The sequence below is a fragment of the Micromonospora sp. S-DT3-3-22 genome (assembly GCF_015354745.1).
GTDB classification, from domain to species: domain Bacteria; phylum Actinomycetota; class Actinomycetes; order Mycobacteriales; family Micromonosporaceae; genus Micromonospora; species Micromonospora wenchangensis.
The window spans coordinates 1-20,796 of record NZ_JACGMO010000110.1; the positions used below are offsets into that span (position 1 = coordinate 1).

Consider the following 20,796-nt stretch of genomic DNA (forward strand, 5'->3'; position numbering starts at 1 on the left):
GGCGGGGGGCCGGGACGGCGGCGCGCAGGGCGTCCGGGCCGAAGGTGTCCTCGATCCGGGCGACGATGGCCGCGAGGTCGATGCCGATCTCGCGCAGCGCGGCGGCGTCGGCCTCGCCGAGCCCCGTCCCGCCGTCGCCGGTGTGCCGCCTGATCCGGGCGCGCAGGTCGTCGGCGTCGAGGCCGGCGGCGGTGAGCACCTGGCAGGCGAGCCCGTCGCCGTCGGCCAGGACGGCGAGCAGCAGGTGCTCGGTGCCGACGGGTCCCCGCCCGTCGGCCTGGGCCTGCTCGACCGCGTGGTGGACGACCGCGCGGGCGCGGTCGGTGAACCGTTCGAACATCATGCCTCCCCGGTGCCGGGTACCGCCGGTCGCCCGGCGTGCTTCTTGTGGACCGCCTGCCGGCTGACCTCGAGCGCGTCGGCGATCTCCTGCCAGGACCAGCCCTGTCGTCGGGCGTTGTCCACCTGGACCACCTCCAGCCGTTCGAGGAGCCGGCGCAGGGCACGCACGGCGCGCAGGCCGACCCGGGGGTCGGTGCTGCCGGCGGCCGCCGCGAGTTCCGTCGCCTGACTCATGCTGTCAATTTACGTTGACACTCCCCGGGCGTCAACCTGAGTTGACGATACCGTCGCGTACCCGACACGACGCCGGGCGGCCCGAACCTGGCCGGCGGCGGTGCTACGGTCCGCTGGTGTTCCGTCGCCGCACCGCCGACCAGCCCGTCGAGGCGGCCCGCCGGCTGCCCGTCGGCCGGGTCGAGTGGGAGGTCGCCGGTGGCACCGTGGCTGGCCACCGCTACTCGGCCAACTTCGACGCCCTGCACGTCGACCCCGACCTGCCGTTCGCGGTGGTCGTCGACGGCATGGGCGAGGGCGAGGGCAGCCGCGTCGCCGGCACCACCGCCCGCGACACCCTGCACGAACTGGTCCGCGCCGGCTGGCCCGCCGTCGGCCCGCGCGAGCTGCGCGCCGCGGTCACCGAGGCCCAGATCCGGGTACGCCGGGCCGGTGCCGCCATCGACGAGTTGGCCGGCTGCACCCTCACCGCCATGCTCGCCCAGCCCGACGGCGAGCTGGCCTGGATCGTCCAGCTCGGCGACTCCCGGGCCTACCGGCTGCGCGACGGGCTGCTGGAGCTGGTGACCGTGGACCACACGATGGCCTGGCTCGGGGTGCTGCACGGCTGGTGGCCGGCGAACTCCCGGGAGGCCGCCCGCGCCCGCTACCAGCTGCTGCGCTACCTCGGCCACCCCGACCGGCCGGACCCGGACCTCCTCGGGGTGCCACTGCGCCCCGGCGACACCTGGCTGCTGTGCACCGACGGAATCAGCGACCAGCTCGACTACCACCGCCTGCGGGACCTGCTCGCCGAACCGGACCCGACCCGGGCGGTACGCGGCCTGCTCGCCGCCAGCCTGGCCGAGGGCGGCAGCGACAACGCCACCGCCGTCGTGCTGCGCGTCCACCCGGCGACCGGCGGGCACCCGTCCGACTGATCCGGCCCCACCGCCCGCCCGCCGCGACTAGCGTCGGTGGGGACGGCGTGGGGCGTGCCGGGAGGTGAACCGGATGACCGGGTCCACGGGCGGGCCGGTGGTGGTCGGGGTCGGGCCGGCACCGGACGACCTCGCGGTGGTCCGGCTGGCCGCCCGGGAGGCCGCCGCGCATGGCCGGGGCCTGGCCCTGCTGCACGCCTTCAACTGGGAGGCCGCCCTCACCGGCCCGTCGGTGGCCGGCAGCCGGGACGCCGCCGAGGAGCTGATCGCCCACGCCGCCACGGCCGCCAACGAGGTCGAACCGGCGGTACCGGTCAACGGCGAGATCGTCGAGGGGGCGCCGGTCGAAGCCCTGATCCGCCGCTCCGGGACGGCGTTCCTGGTGGCCATCGGGGACGGCGGGATGGCCGGCTGCGGCGGCTGCGTACCGGCCGACGCCCCCGCCGTGCAGCTCGCCGCCCGCGCCGGCTGCCCGGTGCTGGTGGTCCGCCGCGACCCACCGCCCCCGGGTCCGGTGCTGGTCGGGGTGGACGGCTCAGCCAGCTCCCGGGCCGCGCTCGACTTCGCCTTCGGCTGCGCGGCCCGCCGGCAGGCCCGGGTCATCGCGGTCCGGGCCGTCGAGCCGGGACGACCCGACGGCGGCGACGACGTGCTCGGCACGCTGGTCGCCGAGGTCGGCCGGCAGCACCCGCGGGTGCCGGCGGAGTGCCACACCGTACGCGGCGACCCCGGCACCGTCCTGGTGGAGCAGTCCCGCTCGGCGCAGGTGGCGCTGGTCGGCGCGCGGGGCGACCAGCCGGGACGGGGGATGCTGGGCGAGGTGAGCCAGACCCTGCTCTACCACGCGCCGGCTCCGGTCATCGTCGTCCGTGGACTGGTTTCCGCCGTGCCGGCCGGGGCATGACGTCCCCAGCGGCCGGGACCAACGGCCCTGACCGGTGACCGGGCGAACGCGAAGACTGGGTCTGCCCGGGGCGAATCGGCGCTTCCGGGTGCAGAACTCCCCGACCCGCGAGAGGCTTTGGCAGCATGGACACCGCTCTCGACCTGCACAGCCCCCTGACCGACGACGAGCTGCGCCGGCTGGACGCCTACTGGCGGGCGGCGAACTACCTGACCGTCGGGCAGATCTACCTGCTCGACAACCCGCTGCTGCGCGAGCCGCTCGCCCCCGAGCACGTCAAGCCCCGGCTGCTCGGTCACTGGGGCACCAGCCCCGGCCTGAACCTGCTCTACGCCCACCTCAACCGGGTCATCGTCAACCGTGACCTGTCGGCCATCTTCGTCACCGGCCCCGGCCACGGCGGCCCGGCCCTGGTGGCGAACACCTGGCTGGAGGGCACCTACAGCGAGCTGTACCACTCGGTCAGCCGCGACGAGACCGGCATGCAGCGGCTGTTCCGCCAGTTCTCCTTCCCCGGCGGCATCCCGAGCCACGTGGCACCGGAGGTGCCGGGTTCGATCCACGAGGGCGGCGAGCTGGGGTACGCCCTGAGCCACGCCTACGGCGCCGCGTTCGACAACCCGGACCTGCTGGTCGCCTGCGTCATCGGCGACGGGGAGGCGGAGACCGGCCCGCTGGCGGGCAGCTGGCAGTCCACCGTCTTCCTCAACCCGGCCCGCGACGGCGCGGTGCTGCCGATCCTGCACCTCAACGGCTACAAGATCGCCAACCCGACGGTGCTGGACCGGATCCCCACCGAGGACCTGCTCGACCAGATGCGCGGCCACGGCTACCAGCCGTACCTGGTCGCCGGGGACGACCCGGAGCAGGTGCACCAGCTCCTCGCGGCCACCCTGGACCGGGCCTGCGACGAGATCGCCGAGATCCAGCGGGTGGCCCGCTCCGGCGGCCACGTCGAGCGCCCCCGCTGGCCGATGATCATCCTGCGCACCCCCAAGGGCTGGACCGGCCCGGCCCGGGTCGACGGCAAGCAGGTCGAGGGGACCTTCCGCGCCCACCAGGTGCCCATCGCCGAGGTACGCGACAACCCGGCGCACCTGGCCGAGCTGGAGCGCTGGCTGCGCAGCTACCGGCCGGAGGAACTCTTCGACGCCACCGGCGCCCCGGTCGCCGAGCTGACCGCGCTGCCGCCGAAGGGTGAGCACCGGATGAGCGCCAACCCGGTCACCAACGGCGGGCGGGTGCTGCGCGACCTGACCCTGCCGGACTTCCGCGACTACGCCGTCGACGTCAAGCAGCCGGGTGAACCGGTGGTCGGCGCGGCCGGGGTGCTCGGCACCTGGGTCCGCGACGTGATCACCGCCAACCCGCAGACCTTCCGGCTGTTCGGCCCGGACGAGGTCGCCTCCAACCGGCTCGGTGCCGCGTTCGAGGTCACCGACCGGTCCTTCGACGGCCGGATCGAGCCCACCGACGACCACCTCTCCCCCGACGGCCGGGTGATGGAGGTGCTCTCCGAACACCTCTGCGAGGGCTGGCTGGAGGGCTACCTGCTGACCGGCCGGCACGGCATCTTCACCAGCTACGAGGCGTTCATCCACATCGTCGACTCCATGGTCAACCAGCACGCCAAGTGGTTGAAGGTGACCCGGGGCATCCCCTGGCGGGAGCCGATCGCCTCGCTGAACTACCTGCTCTCCAGCCACGTGTGGCGGCAGGACCACAACGGCTTCTCGCACCAGGACCCGGGCTTCATCGACCACGTGGTCAACAAGAAGGCCGAGGTGGTCCGGGTCTACCTGCCGCCGGACGGCAACACCCTGCTCTCCACCATGGACCACTGCCTGCGCAGCCGGCACTACATCAACGTGGTGGTGGCCGGCAAGCAGCCCGCGCCGAACTGGCTGACCATGGACGAGGCGGTCCAGCACTGCCGGCGCGGCCTGGGCATCTGGGACTGGGCCAGCACCGACGACGGCCAGGAGCCGGACGTGGTGCTCGCCTGCGCCGGTGACGTGCCGACGCTGGAGACCCTCGCCGCCGCCGACCTGCTCCGCCAGCGGCTGCCCGAGCTGAGGGTGCGGGTCGTCAACGTGGTCGACCTGATGCGGCTCCAGCCGTCCTCGGAGCACCCGCACGGCCTGCCGGACAACGAGTTCGACACCATCTTCACCCGCGACAAGCCGATCATCTTCGCCTACCACGGTTACCCGTGGCTGATCCACCGGCTCACCTACCGGCGGGCCAACCACGCCAACCTGCACGTACGCGGCTACAAGGAGGAGGGCACCACCACCACGCCGTTCGACATGGTGATGCTCAACGACCTGGACCGCTTCCACCTGGTCATCGACGTCATCGACCGGGTGCCCGGCCTGGCCGCCCGCGCCGCCCACCTGCGGCAGGAGATGGTCGACACCCGGCAGGCGTGCCGCGACCACACCCGCCGGTACGGCGAGGACGACCCCCGGGTCGCCGAGTGGCGCTGGCTCCGCGAGACCCAGCCCCAGCTCGACGGGCAGTGACCCCGCGGTGGGCCGGTCACCGGCCGGCCCACCGTCACACCCCCCCCCAGCCAGGAAAGGACGAGACGATGAACCCCGACGAGATCCTGGTCGGCTACGACGGCTCCGCCGACGCGGGCGTCGCCGTGGACTGGGCACTGGCCGAGGCGCAGCGCAGCGGACGCCCCGTCCGGCTGGCGTACGTCTTCGAGTGGATGACCGTCGCCGGCTGGGTCGGCCCGGGTTTGGCCCCCGGGGTCTGGCCGGACGACAACGCCCGGCGGCAGGTCGAGGAGCTGGTGCACAAGGCCGCCTCGGACGCCACCGCCGCCTGGCCCGGCGTCACCGTGCACGGTGAGGTCTTCGACGGCCCGCCCGCGCTGGTGCTGGAGGAACGGTCCGCCGAGGCCGGGTTGCTGGTGCTCGGCAGCCGGGGCCACGGCGGCTTCACCGGCCTGCTCGCCGGCTCCACGGCGGTCTCGGTGGCCGCCCACGCGCACTGCCCGGTCGTGGTGGTACGCGAGGCGCAGGCCAAGGTCACCGGCCCGGTGGTGGTCGGCTTCGACGGCTCCGAGCAGGCCGGCACGGCGCTCGGGTTCGCCGTGGAGCGGGCCGCGCAGCGCGACGCCCCGCTGCGGGTGCTGCGGGCCTTCGAGCCGCCGGACGACCGCTGGCGGCCCTCCGACCCGGACGCCGAGGCCCGGCTCGCGGCCGACCGGGCCGAGATCGAACAGGCCCTCGCCGGGTGGCGGGAGACGTTCCCCGAGGTTCCGGTCACGGTGGAGATCGCACCGGCCCGGCCGGCCGCCGCGCTCGTCGAGGCGAGCCGGGAGGCGCAGCTCGTGGTGGTCGGCAGCCGGGGTCGGGGCGGGCTGCGCGGGATGCTCCTCGGCTCGGTCGGCCAGCAGCTCATCCAGCACGCGCACTGCCCGGTCGCCGTAGTCCGCGAACGCTGACCGGGCGCGCGGGTCGGGCGCGCGGGTCGGGCGGCTGTTGGGCCGATGTTGCGGTGATCCGACGATCTGACACCGCAACATCGGCCCCAGCGCGTGGATCACCACGGGGGCGGGTGGATCAACGCCCCGGGGCGGGCGGGTCGGGGTCCAGGGCGAGGTAGTCCTCCTCCTCCTGAGCCAGGTGCAGGCGCAGCACCGCGTCCAGCCCGTACAGGCTGGCGAGCAGGTCGGGCACCTGGTCGGGGCGCAACCGCCCGTCGGTACGGGCCAGGTGACCACCGATCGCGTCCACCAGCCGGTGGATCTCCACGTGTTCCCGGCTCATCGTGGACGTCACCTCCCCGCCCAGCGGGCCGGCCAACGCCGGGTAGAGCTGCCGCTCCTCGGCGCTGTCGTGCGGCAGCACCTCGTCAGTGAGCCGGCGGTGCGTGTCGCGCAGCGCCGGCAGGCACCCGTCGGCGGTCGGCCGGGTCGCCACCAGGTCGGCGGTGTCCCGTACCCGGGCGAGCACGTCCCGTACGCCGGCGTGCTGGCCCGCGTACCGGTCGAGCAGGGCGCGGGTGGCCGGCGGGACGTCCGGACGGCGCAGCCCGCCGCGCAGCGCCCGCAGCGCGTTGAGGATCACCAGCACGTCGATGCCCTCCTGGAGGAACGCGCCCGCCACCGGCGGCAGCCGACCGGCGGCGGCGGCAAGCATCGCGAGCACCGCCAGCCCCATCCCGACGGCGGCGCTCTGCACCGCGATCCGGCGGGCGTGCCGGGCGATCTCGACGGCGTCGGCGAGCCGGTCCAACCGGTCCACCGTGATCACCGCGTCGGCGACGTCCGCCGACGCGGTCGCCCCGGTCGCCCCCATCGCCACCCCGACGTGTGCCGCCGCCAGCGCCGGCGCGTCGTTCACCCCGTCGCCGACCATCACGGTGACCGCCCGCCGCGCCTCCTGCCGGACCCGGGCCACCTTCTGCTCCGGGGAGCACCGGGCCAGTGCCTCGTCCACCCCCACCAGCCGGGCCACCTGCTCGGCGGTACGCGGCCGGTCCCCGCTGAGCAGCAGCAGCCGGGACAGCCCGGCCTCCCGCAGCCGCCGTACCGTCCGCCGGGCGTCCGGGCGGACCGGGTCCTCCAGCAGGACCGCCCCGAGCGGGCCGTGGTCGTCGCTCACCCACACCGTCGACCAGCCGGCCAGCTCGGCCCGCTCCCGGGCCTGCTCCGCCCAGTCGGGCAGGTCGCCGGTGAGCTGCCCGACCCGCACCGGCCGGCCGTCGACCCGGCCGCTGACCCCCCGCCCCGGTTCCTCGGTCACCTCCGTCGGCGTGGTCAGCCGCAGCCGCCGCTCGCGGGCCTGCCGCACCAGCGCCACCGCCAGCACGTGCGGGGAGAGCTGCTCCACCGACGCGGCCAGCCGCAGCACCTCGTCCCGGTCGCCACCGGGGCCGGCCACCGTCTCCGCCGCCCGGGGCCGCCCGGCGGTCAACGTGCCGGTCTTGTCGACCAGCAGGGTACGGGCCCGGCCGAGCAACTCCAGCGCACCGCCGTCCCGCACCAGGACGCCCCGGCGGGCCGCCCGGGACAGCCCGGAGACGATCGCGATCGGGGTGGCCAGCAGCAGCGGGCACGGCGTCGCCACCACCAGCACGGCCACCGCCCGGACGACCTCCCCCGACCACCACCACGCCACCCCGGCCAGCAGCAGGGTGAACGGCACGAACGCCGCCGCGTACCGGTCGGCGAGCCGGACCGTCGGCGCCCGGTGGGCGGTCGCCTCCCGCGCCAGCCGGACGATCCCCGCGTAGGTGCTGCCCGCCGCGTCCCGGGTGGCCTTCAGGCCCACGGCGGCGCCCGCGTTGACCACCCCGCTGGACACCTGCTCCCCGGCGGCCCGGCCCACCGGCTGCGACTCGCCGGTCACCGCCGACTCGTCGAGCGTCGCCGGGGCCGCGAGCAGCCCGTCGACGGGCACCACGTCGCCCGGCCCGACCAGCAGGTCGTCCCCCACCGCGACCCGGTCCAGGCCGACCACCTCGATCCCCCCGTCCGGGGTGCGCCGCCGTGCCTGCCGGGGCGCCCGCGCCAACAGGGCGCGCAGGTCGCGGGTCGCCCGTCCCCGGGCGTACGCCTCCAGCGCCCGGCCGGTCGCCACCATCACCGCGATCACCGCCCCGGCCAGGTACTCCCCGACCAGCAGCGCACCGGCCAACGCCAGCACGGCGATGACGTCCACCCCGAACCGACGCCGCCACCACTGACGCAGCACCGCCCCGACCGCCGGCACCAGCGCCCCCAGGGTCGCCGCCGCCCACACGCCGTCGGCGGGACCACGTCGCCCGGTCAGCCAGAGCACCGCCCCGACCAGCAGCGCCACGCCGAGCAGGGCCAGCGGCGTCCACTCGCGCCAGCGCACCGGACGCCTGTCGACCGGCCGCTGCGGAACACACTCCTGCGGTGCCGCGTCCACCTGCGGATCGTCCCAGCAGGGGGCCGGCGGGGACCGGGAACCGGGAAACCGCCGGGCCGAAATGCCCCCGAGGGGGGACCTGCGGACCCTGCGCGAAGGTCGGGCCGGCAGGCAAGGATGGAACGGTATCCCCACCCCGGGGCCGACGGGGTGGGGCACGATGGGAAAGAAACGGAAAGGTCGTGCCGATGAGCCACCAGACGCCCGCGACGGACCGCCCGCTGACCACCGCGCTCGCGGAGGCGGCGGCGACGGCAGGTCACGCCCCCTCGGTGCACAACACGCAGCCGTGGCGCTGGCGGGTCCTGCCGGACGCCCTGGAGCTGCGGGTGGTCCGGGAACGGCAGCTCTCCGCCACCGACCCGGAGGGCCGGCTGGTGGCGGTCAGCTGCGGCGCGGCCCTGCACCACGCCCGGGTGGCGCTGGCGGCCGAGGGCTGGACGGCGGTGGTCGAACGACTGCCCGACCCGCAGCAGCCGGACCTGCTGGCCCGGCTGACCGGCCTGACCCGTTCCGGGGCCGACCCGGAGGCGATGCGCCTGGTGCAGTGCATGCAGGTGCGGCACACCGACCGGCGGCCGGTCAGCGACGAACCGGTGTCGGCCGAGGCGATCGGCGACATCACCCACGCGGCGGACGCCGAGGGGGCCCGGTTGCAGATCCTCGACGCCGACCAGGTGATGGAGCTGGCCGCGACCGCCTCGCACGCCGGCACCATCGAGGCGGAGGACCCGCAGACCCGCGAGGAGTTGCAGTACTGGACGCACCGGGCCGACAGCGGCACCGGGCTGCCGCCGGAGGTGCTGCCGCAGAACCCGCCGCAGACCACCGTCCCGGCCCGGGACTTCGGCAGCCCCGGCGACCTCCCGGTCGGCCCGGGGCACGACAAGGCCGCCGTGTACGGGCTGCTCTACGGCGACGAGGACGAACCGGACAGCTGGCTGCGGGCCGGTGAGGCGCTCTCCGCGCTGTGGCTCACCGCCACCCGGCACGGGGCGTCGGTGGTGCCGCTGTCCGGCGTGGTCGAGGTGGCCGGCACCCGGCAGACGCTGCGGCAGCTGCTCAGCGGGCTCGGCTACCCGTACCTGGTGCTGCGGATCGGGCTCGCGGACCCGGCGCACGCCGGCCCACCGCACACCCCCCGGCTGCCGGCCGCGCAGGTGGTCGACACCTCCGCGGTACGCGACCAGCGGCCCTGACGATCTCGTGCCCGGCGGTCACCGGGCGGTAACATCGCCCGCGTGGCCGCCAGCACCCCTGCTTCCCGCAACGAACACCAGGTCCCCTCGCTGGGGCTGAGTCCGCTGTCCCGGGTCCGCCTGGACGAGCTGCTCCAGGAGATGCTCGACCGGGTCGGCGACGTGGTGACCAGCCGGGAGCGGCTGCGGGCGCTGCTCGACGCGGTGGTCGGCATCGGCACCGACCTCGACCTGCGCAGCACCCTGCAACGGATCGTGCAGGCGGCCTGTGAGCTGGTCGGGGCCCGCTACGGCGCGCTCGGCGTGATCGGGCCCGACCGGCTGCTGCACGACTTCATCACCCACGGCATCGACGCCGAGCTGCACGCGAAGATCGGTGACCTGCCGCACGGGCGCGGGGTGCTCGGCCTGCTCATCGACGAGCCCCGCCCGGTGCGCATGCCCGACATCACCCAGCACCCCCAGTCGTACGGCTTCCCGCCGCACCACCCGCCGATGCACAGCTTCCTCGGCGTGCCGGTACGCATCCGCGAGCAGGTCTTCGGCAACCTCTACCTGGCCGAGAAGCAGGGCGCGCCGGAGTTCACCGAGGACGACGAGGAGATCGTCGTGGCGTTGGCCGCCGCCGCCGGGGTGGCCATCGAGAACGCCCGGCTCTACGCGCTGGCCCACCGCCGGGAACGTTGGCTGGCCGCCACCGCCGAGATCACCTCGGTGCTGCTCGGCGAGGTACGCCGGACCGACGCGCTGACCCTGGTGGCCCGCCGCGCCCGGGAGGTCGCCGAGGCGGAGCTGGCGCTGGTGCTGCTCTACGACGAGGACGCCGGCCAGTTCACCGTCGAGGTGGTCGACTCCGCCGACGGTGACGCCGACGGGCTGGTCGGCGCGCTGCTGCCGGCCAGCGAGACCAGTTTCGCCGGCCCGGTCACCGAGCGTCGCCGGGAACTGCTCGACAACCTGGCCGAGGCGGCGCCCTGGCCGGTGCCGGTGGTCGCCGGCCCGGCCGTGGTCTCCCCGCTCGCCGCCGCCGACACCCTGCACGGGGTGCTGGTGGTGGCGCACCGTCCCGACGCCGGCCGGGCCGCCGACGCCGACGTCACCCTGCTGGCCAGCTTCGCCGGTCAGGCGGCCCTGGCCATGGAGCGGGCCCGGGGCCAGGAGGAACGGGAACTGCTGGTGGTCCTGGAGGACCGTGAACGCATCGCCCGGGACCTGCACGACGTGGTGATCCAGCGGCTGTTCGCCACCGGCCTGCAACTGCAGAGCGGCGCGATGCACGCCCGGCCCGACGTCGCCAAGCGGATCAACGCGGCCGTCGACGACCTCGACGCCACCATCCGCGACATCCGCCGCACCATCTTCGAGCTGCGTACCCCGATGAGCGCGGCGCTGCGCACCGAGATCCGGGAGGCGGTCGACGTGGCCGCCGGGTCGCTGGGCTTCCGGCCAGCCGTCGAGCTGGACGGCCCGATCGACAGCGCCGTGCCGGAACCGGTCCGCCCCGACCTCACCGCCGTGCTCCGCGAGGCGCTGTCCAACGCGGTACGCCACGCCGAGGCCAGCCGGGTCGCCGTCGCCGTCCGGGTCGACGCCGGCCGGGTCACCGTGACGGTCACCGACGACGGGGTGGGCTGCGACCCGGCCGCCGCCCGGGGTGGCCTGGTGAACCTGCGCGAACGCGCCGAGCGGCACGGCGGCGAGTTCGAGGTACGCCGGGTCGAGCCGCACGGTACCCAACTCTGCTGGTCGGTCCCGCTGCGCGACTGATCCCCCGGGGCGGCCCACCCGGGCGGTGGGTCAGTGGCGTTGGCCGAGCAGGCGGGTGGCGAGCACGGCGGCCTGGGTGCGGCGTTCCAGGCCCAGCTTGGCCAGCACGCTGGAGACGTAGTTCTTCACCGTCTTCTCGGCCAGGAACATCTTGCCGGCGATCTCCCGGTTGGTCAGCCCCTCGGCCACGTACTCCAGGATGCGGCGCTCCTGCTCGGTGAGGGTCTTCAACTCGCGGGGCTGCTCGACGCCGCTGCGGATGCGTTCCAGCACCCGGGTGGTGATCGCCGGGTCGAGCAGCGACTGCCCGGCGGCGACCCGGCGTACCGCGTCGACCAGGTCGGTGCCCCGGATCTGCTTCAGCACGTACCCCGCCGCACCCGCCATGATCGCGGCGAACAACGCCTCGTCGTCCTCGTACGAGGTGAGGATCAGCCCCTTGATCGACGAGTCGACCGCCCGGACGTCCCGGCACACGTCGATGCCGTTACCGTCGGGCAGCCGGGCGTCGAGGATCGCCACGTCGGGGCGGAGGGCGGGAATCCGCCGGGCCGCCTCCTGCGCGGAGCCGGACTCGCCGACCACTTCGATGTCGCCGCTGCTCTGCAACAGGTCGGCCAGGCCACGGCGGACGACTTCGTGGTCGTCGAGGAGGAACACCCGGATCATCCCTCGTTTCTACCCGCCCGGACCGGCCCGTGCACGGGCCGAAGGTCCCTAACCCGGCGCGTCGGGCCGCCTTTCCGGCACGTCGCGCCGGGGACGGGCGGCCCGGCCGGGTCGGGGAGGGCGGCCCGGCGGGTCGGGACGTCCGGCCCTGCCCGGCCCACCCCCGGGTGACGGACCGTGGAGGGGAACCACCACCGGGAACCGGGTCGGCGTCGGCCGGCCGGGGCGAGGCGTTCCCCGCTCGGGGTGGCGCGGCACGAACCGCCACGGAAGGAGCACGACCATGGGCACCGGGTACACCGAGGCGCAGCTACGGGCCGCCGTCGCGGACGCCGTCCGCGCGCCTTCCCTGCACAACACCCAGCCGTGGCGGTTCCGACTGCGCGACGGCGGGATCGAGGTGTCGGTCGACCCGACCCGCCGGCTGCCCGCCACCGACCCGAGCGGTTGGGGGACCCGGATCGCCGGCGGGGCCGCCCTGTTCAACCTGCGCCTCTCCCTGGCCGTGGCGGGCACCCCGGCGACCGTACGGCTGCGCCCGTACCCCGCCGACCCGGACGTGCTGGCCCGGCTGGTCCCGGACCTGCCGCGCCGCCCCACCCCGGCCGAGCAGAGCCTGTACGCGGCCATCGGCCGCCGGTTCAGCAACCGGGCGCCGTTCTGGCCCGACCCGGTGCCCGCCGAGGCCCGCTGGCGGCTCGGTGAGGCGGCCCGCGCCGAACAGTGCTGGCTGGAACTGGTGATCGGGGTCAGCGCCGTCAATGCCTTCGCCGAGGTCGCCCGCAGCGCCCACCGGGTGCTCGAACGCGACCCCGCCTACCGGGCCGAACGCGCCGACTGGGTGCGCACCGAACCCGCCCCCGACGGGGTGCCCGCCCGCGCCGGAGGCCCGCAGACCGAACCACAGGACCTGCTGCCGTCGCGGGGCTTCGGCGGCCTCGACCGGGCCCCCGGCCGCGACTTCGAGCCGGAACCGCTGGTGGCGGTGCTCGGCGCGGCCGGCAACACGGTCGTCGACCAGGTGCTGGCCGGGCAGGCGTTGCAGCGGGTGCTGCTGACCGCCACCGACGCGGGGCTCGCCGTGTCGATGCTGTCGCAGCCGATCGAGGTGTCGGGGGCACGGGAGGCGTTGCGGTTGTCGCTGGGGCGTTTCGGCACGCCGCAGATGGTGATGCGGATCGGGTACGGGCAGCCGGGGGTGGCGACCCCGAGACGGAGCGTGGACGAGGTGCTCGACGTGGCGGTGGCACCCGGCTGACCACCGGCACTCATCCCCTTGGATTGGGCGGTGCCTTCAATGGAACTTTGGGTCGGACGACGCCGGGCGTGCGCCGTCGTTCTGAGTTAAGACAAGATTCTTTTGATGGCCGGGCCAAGAGCAACCACGCTGGGCGCATCAATGGACTGATGCGCCGCCCAGACCACGCCCCCCATAATCTCCGCAGGCTCGGAAAGACTAGGAAGAACAGTCTCTACAACCTCTGGGTCAAGCTGCGCCAATAGCCTTCGGGCCAACTGCCCGTCACCAGCAATCGCCTCGGCTGGCCAGGTGGCGGTCCCAAGCCAGGCCAGAATTTGACGCGCCAGGGCGGCGTCCCCAGTCTCCGACCGCCGCAAATCCACCATCAAGTTGTCAATTGCCTCCTGATCAACGCCAGCCGCCTGATCGCCCGACAATTCTGACAATTTTCCGTAGAGTGCCTCAGGAACACGGTGACGAACCAGGGCATCAGGGTCTGCTGCCCTGCGAAACTGTATCTCACCCTCATGCAGATCAAGTGCATCGATCATCTGCCCGAGAAGACTCCTCGATGCACCCTGAACCCCAACTTTAGCGAAGCATAATTCTAGATCAAGAGAGTTAAGAATAAGTAGGTCGAGCCCGAAGCGGTTACGCTCCCAAGACAACGACCCCGGATGCACCGATGCGGATCCAAGCAGGGCCGCGTCAGCATCATACAAAGCGATAGTCAGATCGCCCGGACATCTACACAAGTCAGCCGAAAAGCGCCCCACCGAAGTTATTCTGCGGAGAATACTAAGCATCTCCCCATCAGCAACTTCGGAAAGGACATCTCGATCAGAAAGCCCCGGACCGTCCTCTCCACCTGCGAGTATGCGAAGTGATCGCGTGCGCGCCCAGACGGCATCAAGCCAACGCCTGACCCGCTGCTCACCTTTCACTGCTTCCACAAGTACACCACCCTAACACTGACATCGAAATCGCGTTATCAACTCCGCCCACCTCGTCGCAAGAGAGGCTAGCTATCTTCGACCAACAACACTACAGGCAGCCCAGTGACACGTACCCATGCCCGGCCTCACTAGATTGCTCAGCAGGGCGGGCTGATCAGTTCTCACGCTGCCCGCGCGCACACGCAGATTACTTGCAGGCAACAGCGTGAAGTTCGGCATCGACTCACCTGCGCGATAAACCCGGACCGGGCGAAGTGACGACCCACTTTCCACCCTAAACGCGTCCGCGTCCGTCAATTGGCGGGAGTATGGAGCATATACGGCAACATTGGTACCCTCTGGAACCACGAAGTTTCCGTCAGCCAGATCATGTCTGCCATGCCCGGCAAAAACCACCTCACCATCCGGACGACCGCCCGGCACTACCGCCTTAGGCGACCCAGGGGGGCTGGATTTTCGTGCAGCATCCGCCCGCGAAATAATGCTGTCGGCCCATTTCGCCTCGTCGGCCCACTTCATCAGCGCCTTGCCGGTCCGGCCGAGCAGCTTGACGATCGTGCCAGCCTTACGGGCAATCTGGAGCGCCTTGGTCCCCGGAACCATGCCGATGAGCGTCCAGGCACACGCCGCCAGATCACCATGGATGCAGCCCAGAATGTCATCGATACCGAAGAACTTGATCAGTAGCTCGCCACCGGCCCGGACGACAATCGAGACCGCGTTCTGCTTCTTGATCTCGTTGGCCCGTTTGATCTGCTCGTTGGTGGGAGTACCGTCCTTGCCGCCGCCCTTACCACCGCCGCCGCCGTTGCCCCCGCCGGCATTATTCGCCGCCTGGGCCTCTGCCCACTCCTGGTCGCCGCAGGAACCGCCGCAGCCGTCGTTGTCGCCCTTCGTCTCGTGAACGTTGCCAGCCGAGTCCTCGTAGTCAGCGCCGGCTCCGCAGTTGTCGTCGGAGCACATGATGAGGCCGGTCGGGTCGGAGAACGTGATCGGGCTGTTGTTGCTGTAGGCGTAGGCGTTCCACTGCTGCGGGTCGGCCAGGTCCTGCACCGGGTCGACCGAGACGAACCGACCGAGGCCGGCGTCATACTGTCGGGCGCCGATGTGGGTCAGGCCGGTGGGGTCCTTGTCGCCGCCGACGAAGCCCTTGCTGTTGGTCCAGAGCGGCGGGTTGCCCCGGGGGTCGCCGTACGGGGTCTGCCGGCGGATCGTCACCGCCTGGGTGGCGGCGTCGACAGCCGTCTGCTGGGTACCCTGGTGATCGGAGAAAAGCCAGGTCAGTGCGGTTGGCGTGCGGTTGCCGACCAGTTTGCCGGCGAAGCTGTAGTAGCGGGTGCCGGTGACGACGGAGCTGTTGTCCCGCCGGATCTCCTGGCCGGGCAGGTAGAGGGTGGTGCCGGTGGTGTCCCGCCGGATCAGTCGGGCACCGTCGGCGTCGTAGATGTTGGTCTCGACGGTCTGCCCGCCGACGCTCACCGAGGCGAGCCTGCCCTCGGCGTTCCAGTTCAGCGTCTGGGAGTTGGTGCCGGTCGTGCAGTTGTTGGCGGTGCCGCTGACGGGCCGGCAGCGCATGTTGCCGACGTTGTCGTAGCTGTAGTTGGTGGTGACGTCGGTCTGGCCGGGCACCGTGGTCAGGACCGAGGTGACGGCGTGCGGCCGGACGACGTTCGCGCCACCGGTGGGCGTGGTGTACGTGCGGACGGTGTCCCCGGCCGCCGTGTGCACCTTCTCGGTGCTGCGGTTGCCGACGTCGTCGAGCTCCCACTCGTTCCAGTACTGGGCCGGACCACCGAGGTCGGCGACCTTCGGGTCGGCGGCGCAGGCGACGCCGGCCTTCGGGGTCCAGGCGTGCCGCATCCGGCGTAGTTCGTCGTAGCGGAAGCACTGGGTGTCGGCGGTGCCCACCTGGGGGGTGTCGGCGATGGACGTGATGTTGCCCGCCGCGTCGTAGCTGTAGCTGGTGTCGTTGACCGTGCCGGTGGCGGTCTCCGGCTTGACCTTCGTGCGGGTCACCCGCCGGGTGACGGCGTCGTAGTAGGTGTCGTCCTGGACATACACCCCACCGTCGGTCTTGCGGGTGGTCAGCGTGGGCTCGCCGTACCTGGTGTAGTCCTGCCCGATCACGTAGCGGCCGACGTTGGCCAGGGTGGAGGACAGCTGGGTCGGCAGGCCGGTTGTCGCGTCGTACCCGGTCTGCACCGTTTCGGCGGTCAGGCCCCCGGCGGCCGGATAGGTGATGCTGGTGGGGCTTCCCTCGTACGACGAGTAGCCGTAGCCGTAGATCCAGGTGCCGGACAGGCCGCTGCCCTCGTTGGCGGGAATGACGTAGTTCGCGCCGGTGGGCTGGTAGCGGGTGTTGAAGGCTCGCGCCTGCCACTTGTAGGCGTTGGTGGAGCCGGCCGACTCGTAGCGGATGCTCTCGGTGAGCTGACCGCGCAGCGTCGCCCCGGTGTAGAGCTTGTCGTACTTCCACTCGGCGAGCTTGTTCGCCGTGGCGATGCTGCCGGAATAGAGCGCCTTGCGTCGGCCCATCCCGTCGTACTCGTTGACCAGCACGTTGTTGTTGGCGTCGGTGCTCGTCTCCACCTCGTCGTACACCGTGTAGGTGGTCTGGGTGGTGCCCTTGTCCGGGTCCTTCGCGGTGATCTGCCGGCCCTTGACGTCGTAGGTGTTCACCCACTCGTTGCCGTCGGTGTCGGTGACCTTGGCGAGCTGCCCCTTGCGGTTGTAGGCGTAGGTGGTGACGAGGTCGGGGGTGGCCTGGGCGTCGTCGGTCCGCTGGCGCAGCTCGACGGTCCGCCCCTCGATGTCGGTCTTGGTGGTGGTGACCGTGCCGCCCTCCGGCGGGGTCACCGTGACCGTGTCACCCAGGTACGTCGTCGTGGTGCGCCACTTCTCCACCAGGTTGGTGACGCCGTCGGTGCCGAAGAGGATCTGGTCGGTGGCCCGGGAGGCGTTGTCGTACAGCGTCCTGGTGACCGCCGGCACCGACCACTCCGGCTCCCACCAGAGCGCGCCCCCGGGCGTGCCAGGCTCGGCGTGCGCCTGGTAGCTGGTGACCGCGCGGCCGGTCGCGTCGTACAGGGTGTCGGTGACCACCCGGTCGCCGCCCACCCCGGCGGTCTGCGACTGCCGGGGACGCAGGAAGGCGTCCTTGATCTCGTACGACGTCAGGTAGCCGCCACCGGCGTGCAGCTTGCGGGTCGTCGTGTAGGGGTAGGCGTCCCGGTTCGGCGCGTACCAGTAGGTGTGTTCGACCGACGGGGTCGTCGGATGGTCCGCCTTCGCCCAGCCGACCTCCCAGCCCTTGGCGAGTCGACCCATCGGGTCGTACTCCATGTCGGCGAGGCGGCCGTTGTAGTCGGTCGTGCGGACGGGTTGACCCCAGTAGGGCCGCGTGTCGACGGTGTTGACCCAGTCGGTGGTGCTGCCGTTCGGGTCCGGCGTCCTGGTGGTCACCTTGGTCACCGGGCCACCGGTGGCCGGGGTGTACTCGGTGGTCACCGTCCGGCCGCGGTTGTCGGTGGCGGTCTTCGGCCGACCGTACGCGTCGAAGGTGGCCTGACCGGTGGTCTGCCAGACGGTGCCGCCCGACGACGACCAGTCCTTGAGCTTGTCGACCCGGGTGACCTCGCCCCGGGTGGGCGCGGTGTCCACGCTGGTCGCGCCGTCGTAGAACTTCCGCTCGTCGGCGACGATGTCGGCCTCGGTTGCCGGCGCGGTCGCGCAGGGCACCGCCTTGACGGTGATCTGCTTGACCGCCTGCACGATGTTGGCGGTGACGTTCCGGTTGTACAGGTACGTGGTGCACTTCTCGTCGCCGGTGCTGGCGATGTCCCCGTCGGCCTGGATGGTGTCGGTGGTGCCGTACGTGTCGTCGAAGGCGGACACGGTCCGCGCGGTCCGCCAGCCCCCCGCCCCGTTGACGCCCAGCGCGGTGGCGGTGTAAGCAACGCGGGTGTTGGTGTAGCGGGCGGTGACCTCGTCACCGTTGATGGTGCGGGTCGCGGTGGCCGGTGAACGCCACGGCACGTTGACCGTCTTGGAGACCGGCCTGGTGTCGACGCCGTCGTAGACGACCTGCTCCCGGACCATGCCCGCGAACTGGTCCTCGTCGTACACCGTCTCGGTGCCCAGGGAGGCGGCCACGGTGACGGTGCGCTTGGCGGTGCTCGACTTGCTCACCCGGTCGCCGTGCATGCCGCGCAGGAACGTGGTCCGGGTCAGGGTCTGCGCCGGGGCGTCGCCCTTGCGCACCTCCACCTGGCCGTAGCCGCGGAACTGGTTCCACGTCTTGCGCTTCGGCTTGACCAGGCCGTTGTCGTCGGCGAAGTGCCAGGCCGGGGAGCCGAGATAGGTGTAGAAGGTGTTCTGCACCGGTTGGCCGTGGTCGGTGCTGCCCACCATGACCTTGATGTCGGACTCGGAGACCTGGGTGACGACGTACTTGTGCCAGTATTCGGTGATTTCCAGATCGGCGTCGTACGGGTCCGGGCCGACCACCGGATAGCAGCGCCGGGTGTTGGTCTCCGGCGCGGACGGCAGACTGGTGGCGGTGCAGTCACGCTGGCTGTAGCTGACCTGGATCTTGCCACCGGTCTCGGTGAGAATGTTGCCGATCCGCATCCGGTTGTTGCTGGTGTTGTTCTTGCTGAGCACCCGGTTGGGCATCGACACCGGCTCGAACGTCACCGGCGGCATGACGACGGTCCCACCGACCAGGCCCCGGTGGACCACCGAGGCGAGCCACATGCCGGCGTGATCGCTGCCGTCACCGACGGCGGGATAGGTGTGGTCGAGGGTCCACGAGTCGACCTGCTGCCACGCGGGCGTGGTCTTCGTGGTGTCCCAGACCTGGGTGGTGACCTTCGACAGCCGCTTCGTGCTCCAGAACGTCGGGCCGTAGTTCTCCCCGCAGTCCGCCGCCCCCGAGGCGCAGTCCTGGTCCCACGGGACGTCCTTCCAGTGCGCGGCGTCGTGGATCTGGCAGTCCGCCGCACACCGGTCCTGGGTCTCCAACACCACCTGTGCCAGCGCGGTCACCGACCGGTCGCCGGAGCCACGGTCCCAGGTGCCGTAGTCGATCCGCTTGAGCACGCCGCCGCGCACGTACTCGGCCTTGTTGGTGGAGCTCGCGTTCTTCGCGTACCGGTTGAGCTCCTTGTCGTACCAGTACGACACGGTGTTGCCGCGTGGGTCGACGACGTAGTCGAGGTTCCACCGCCACGCCTGGTTGCAGAACGATGACGCGAACGACGACACGTTGCACGGCTCGTTGGCGTGGTTGCCGGCGACCGGCACGGTCCAGGTGGAGTCCGTCGCGTTGCTCTGCCCCGGCAGGTTGTTGCGGCCGAAGAAGTACTGCACGCCGTCCGGCGTGGTCACCTTCCAGTACTCACCGTCGTTGTCGCCGTTGCTGGCGTTGGTGAGCTTCTCGATCTTGGAGCCGTCCTCGTTGCGGCTGTGCCAGCCCTTGCCCGCCTCGTAGACCAGCTCGCCGCCCCGTCCGTTGAGCGACATGGTGGCGTTGTCGGACCGCCAGCACTGGTCACCGGTGCGGTTGGTGCTGTTGTTGCCGCCGGACATGTCGTCGGCACACGGTACGTAGCTGCGCTCGATGTAGCCGGACCAGAGGTCGAAGCCCTCACCGGCCCAGGAGGGTTGGCTGTTGGACGCATCCGACTGCCCGTCCACCTTGTCGGAGGTGTAGGAGAGCCCGAGGCTGGGCGCGGGGCCACCGATCGTCGGCGGCATCCGCATCGGGTACGACCAGGAGAAGCCACCGGTCGACGTGCCGGCGGACCAGGTCGCGCTCGCCGACATCGGGGTGGCCGCGAAGTCGCCCTCCGGACCAGACGCACCTGCGGCCAGTGCAACCAGCGATGGAGCCGCAGTCCCGGCCCGGCCCGCACCGTCCGTGCCGAGGGGCACCTCGGCGCTCACCGACGATCCGTCGTTGCGCGAGGGCAACGGCTGCGCCGCGCATCCGGCCCGATCCGGGGTCCGCAGCGCGCAGTCCGGCACCTGCCACAGCCGCAGCCGGGAGGACCAGTTGCCGCCGAAGGCGGTGCGGAAGGCCCGGTAGTCGACCGAGACGGTAACCGCGCCCGGCCGCTTCGCGGTGGTCGCGCCGCCGGCACCGCTACCCCCGGCGCTCTCGCCGAGCCGCAGCAGCAGACCGTCGCGCCAGCGTTGCGGTGCGGCGGCCCGGTCCAGCACCTCGACCGAGACCGCTGACGTGTCGGCTCCTGCCGCGCCGGGTGCCCGGCTCACCGTGACCGGCAGCTTTCCCGCCTTCACCCGGGCCGGTGCTGCCCGGCGCTCGTCGTCGACGGGCGGCAGGGTCACCGACGCCCGGCCAGGAGCGGGCCACACCGGCGGGCTCAGCTTGGCGCTGGTGGCTGGGCTGGTGGGATTGGCCCTCCCCCGGGCGGTCTGCCCGTCCCGGTCGAGCTTCTCCCGCTGTCGGTTGAGGGTGACCGACCCGGGGGAAGCCTGGGCGGGCACCGTCATGCCGGAGACGACCAGTACGGAGGTGAGCGTCGCGGCGACCACCTGGGTGAAGCGGCGCACGGGGGCAGGACGTGCAACGGAGGTTTTCACCAGACTCCCAGCGGGGATCGCGTTCGCGGCTGACGGGGTGTGCG

At 72.3% G+C, this 20,796-nt stretch carries 13 protein-coding genes; 7 read left to right on the forward strand and 6 right to left on the reverse strand.

From position 1 onward, the window contains the following. Both H1A17_RS26065 and H1A17_RS26070 read right to left on the reverse strand, forming a co-directional pair. The coding region (locus H1A17_RS26065) for a Clp protease N-terminal domain-containing protein (protein WP_305070371.1) at positions 1-340 on the reverse strand (340 nt) is incomplete at its 3' end. After that, on the reverse strand, positions 340-576 hold the full coding sequence (locus tag H1A17_RS26070; RefSeq protein WP_145918591.1) for an HTH domain-containing protein: 237 nt from the start codon (positions 574-576) through the stop codon (positions 340-342). The genes H1A17_RS26065 and H1A17_RS26070, both read right to left, overlap by 1 nt. A gap of 116 nt (positions 577-692) precedes the next feature. Here H1A17_RS26070 and H1A17_RS26075 point away from each other — a divergent pair, with 116 nt between their 5' ends. From H1A17_RS26075 to H1A17_RS26090, 4 genes are all read left to right on the forward strand, one after another. Beyond that, positions 693-1,496, forward strand: coding sequence for a PP2C family serine/threonine-protein phosphatase (locus H1A17_RS26075; protein WP_145918590.1), 804 nt, complete (start codon positions 693-695; stop codon positions 1,494-1,496). Between the two features lie 73 nt (positions 1,497-1,569). Continuing rightward, on the forward strand, positions 1,570-2,400 hold the full coding sequence (locus H1A17_RS26080) for a universal stress protein (RefSeq protein ID WP_145918589.1): 831 nt from the start codon (positions 1,570-1,572) through the stop codon (positions 2,398-2,400). A gap of 125 nt (positions 2,401-2,525) precedes the next feature. Then, a complete protein-coding gene (locus H1A17_RS26085; protein ID WP_194823118.1) occupies positions 2,526-4,925 on the forward strand; it encodes a phosphoketolase in 2,400 nt (799 codons plus the stop codon). A 68-nt stretch (positions 4,926-4,993) separates the two neighbouring features. Further along, a complete protein-coding gene (locus tag H1A17_RS26090) occupies positions 4,994-5,860 on the forward strand; it encodes a universal stress protein (protein ID WP_194823119.1) in 867 nt (288 codons plus the stop codon). Positions 5,861-5,978: 118 nt separating this feature from the next. On the opposite strand, the gene H1A17_RS26095 is transcribed toward H1A17_RS26090, so the two are convergent. Further along, on the reverse strand, positions 5,979-8,315 hold the full coding sequence (locus H1A17_RS26095; protein ID WP_194823120.1) for a heavy metal translocating P-type ATPase: 2,337 nt from the start codon (positions 8,313-8,315) through the stop codon (positions 5,979-5,981). Positions 8,316-8,503: 188 nt separating this feature from the next. Between H1A17_RS26095 and H1A17_RS26100 the strand changes: the two genes are divergently transcribed. Beyond that, complete coding sequence (locus H1A17_RS26100) at positions 8,504-9,514, forward strand: Acg family FMN-binding oxidoreductase (RefSeq protein WP_194823121.1); 1,011 nt, start codon at positions 8,504-8,506, stop codon at positions 9,512-9,514. A 96-nt stretch (positions 9,515-9,610) separates the two neighbouring features. Continuing rightward, a complete protein-coding gene (locus H1A17_RS26105) occupies positions 9,611-11,281 on the forward strand; it encodes a GAF domain-containing sensor histidine kinase (RefSeq protein WP_145922648.1) in 1,671 nt (556 codons plus the stop codon). 30 nt (positions 11,282-11,311) lie between these two features. Here H1A17_RS26105 and H1A17_RS26110 read toward each other — a convergent pair whose 3' ends face one another. After that, positions 11,312-11,950, reverse strand: a complete 639-nt coding sequence (locus tag H1A17_RS26110; RefSeq protein WP_067310092.1) for a response regulator transcription factor — start codon at positions 11,948-11,950, stop codon at positions 11,312-11,314. A gap of 283 nt (positions 11,951-12,233) precedes the next feature. Here H1A17_RS26110 and H1A17_RS26115 point away from each other — a divergent pair, with 283 nt between their 5' ends. Continuing rightward, positions 12,234-13,208: an Acg family FMN-binding oxidoreductase gene (locus H1A17_RS26115; protein WP_194823122.1), complete on the forward strand. Its 975-nt coding sequence runs from the start codon at positions 12,234-12,236 to the stop codon at positions 13,206-13,208. 86 nt (positions 13,209-13,294) lie between these two features. Here H1A17_RS26115 and H1A17_RS26120 read toward each other — a convergent pair whose 3' ends face one another. Further along, a complete protein-coding gene (locus H1A17_RS26120; protein ID WP_145918583.1) occupies positions 13,295-13,966 on the reverse strand; it encodes a hypothetical protein in 672 nt (223 codons plus the stop codon). A 249-nt stretch (positions 13,967-14,215) separates the two neighbouring features. Continuing rightward, the gene (locus tag H1A17_RS35655) at positions 14,216-20,722 is read right to left on the reverse strand and encodes a putative adhesin (RefSeq protein ID WP_194823123.1); all 6,507 of its coding nucleotides are present in this window, start codon (positions 20,720-20,722) and stop codon (positions 14,216-14,218) included. Between the last annotated feature and the right edge of the window lie 74 nt (positions 20,723-20,796).

Bases quoted from the DNA above. Each gene is read 5' to 3' on its own strand.
- H1A17_RS26115 (WP_194823122.1), top strand. From the start codon at position 12,234: ATGGGCACCGGGTACACCGAGGCGCAGCTACGGGCCGCCGTCGCGGAC.
- H1A17_RS26080 (WP_145918589.1), top strand. From the start codon at position 1,570: ATGACCGGGTCCACGGGCGGGCCGGTGGTGGTCGGGGTCGGGCCGGCA.
- H1A17_RS26110 (WP_067310092.1), bottom strand. From the start codon at position 11,950: ATGATCCGGGTGTTCCTCCTCGACGACCACGAAGTCGTCCGCCGTGGC.
- H1A17_RS26100 (WP_194823121.1), top strand. From the start codon at position 8,504: ATGAGCCACCAGACGCCCGCGACGGACCGCCCGCTGACCACCGCGCTC.
- H1A17_RS26090 (WP_194823119.1), top strand. From the start codon at position 4,994: ATGAACCCCGACGAGATCCTGGTCGGCTACGACGGCTCCGCCGACGCG.
- H1A17_RS26070 (WP_145918591.1), bottom strand. From the start codon at position 576: ATGAGTCAGGCGACGGAACTCGCGGCGGCCGCCGGCAGCACCGACCCC.
- H1A17_RS26085 (WP_194823118.1), top strand. From the start codon at position 2,526: ATGGACACCGCTCTCGACCTGCACAGCCCCCTGACCGACGACGAGCTG.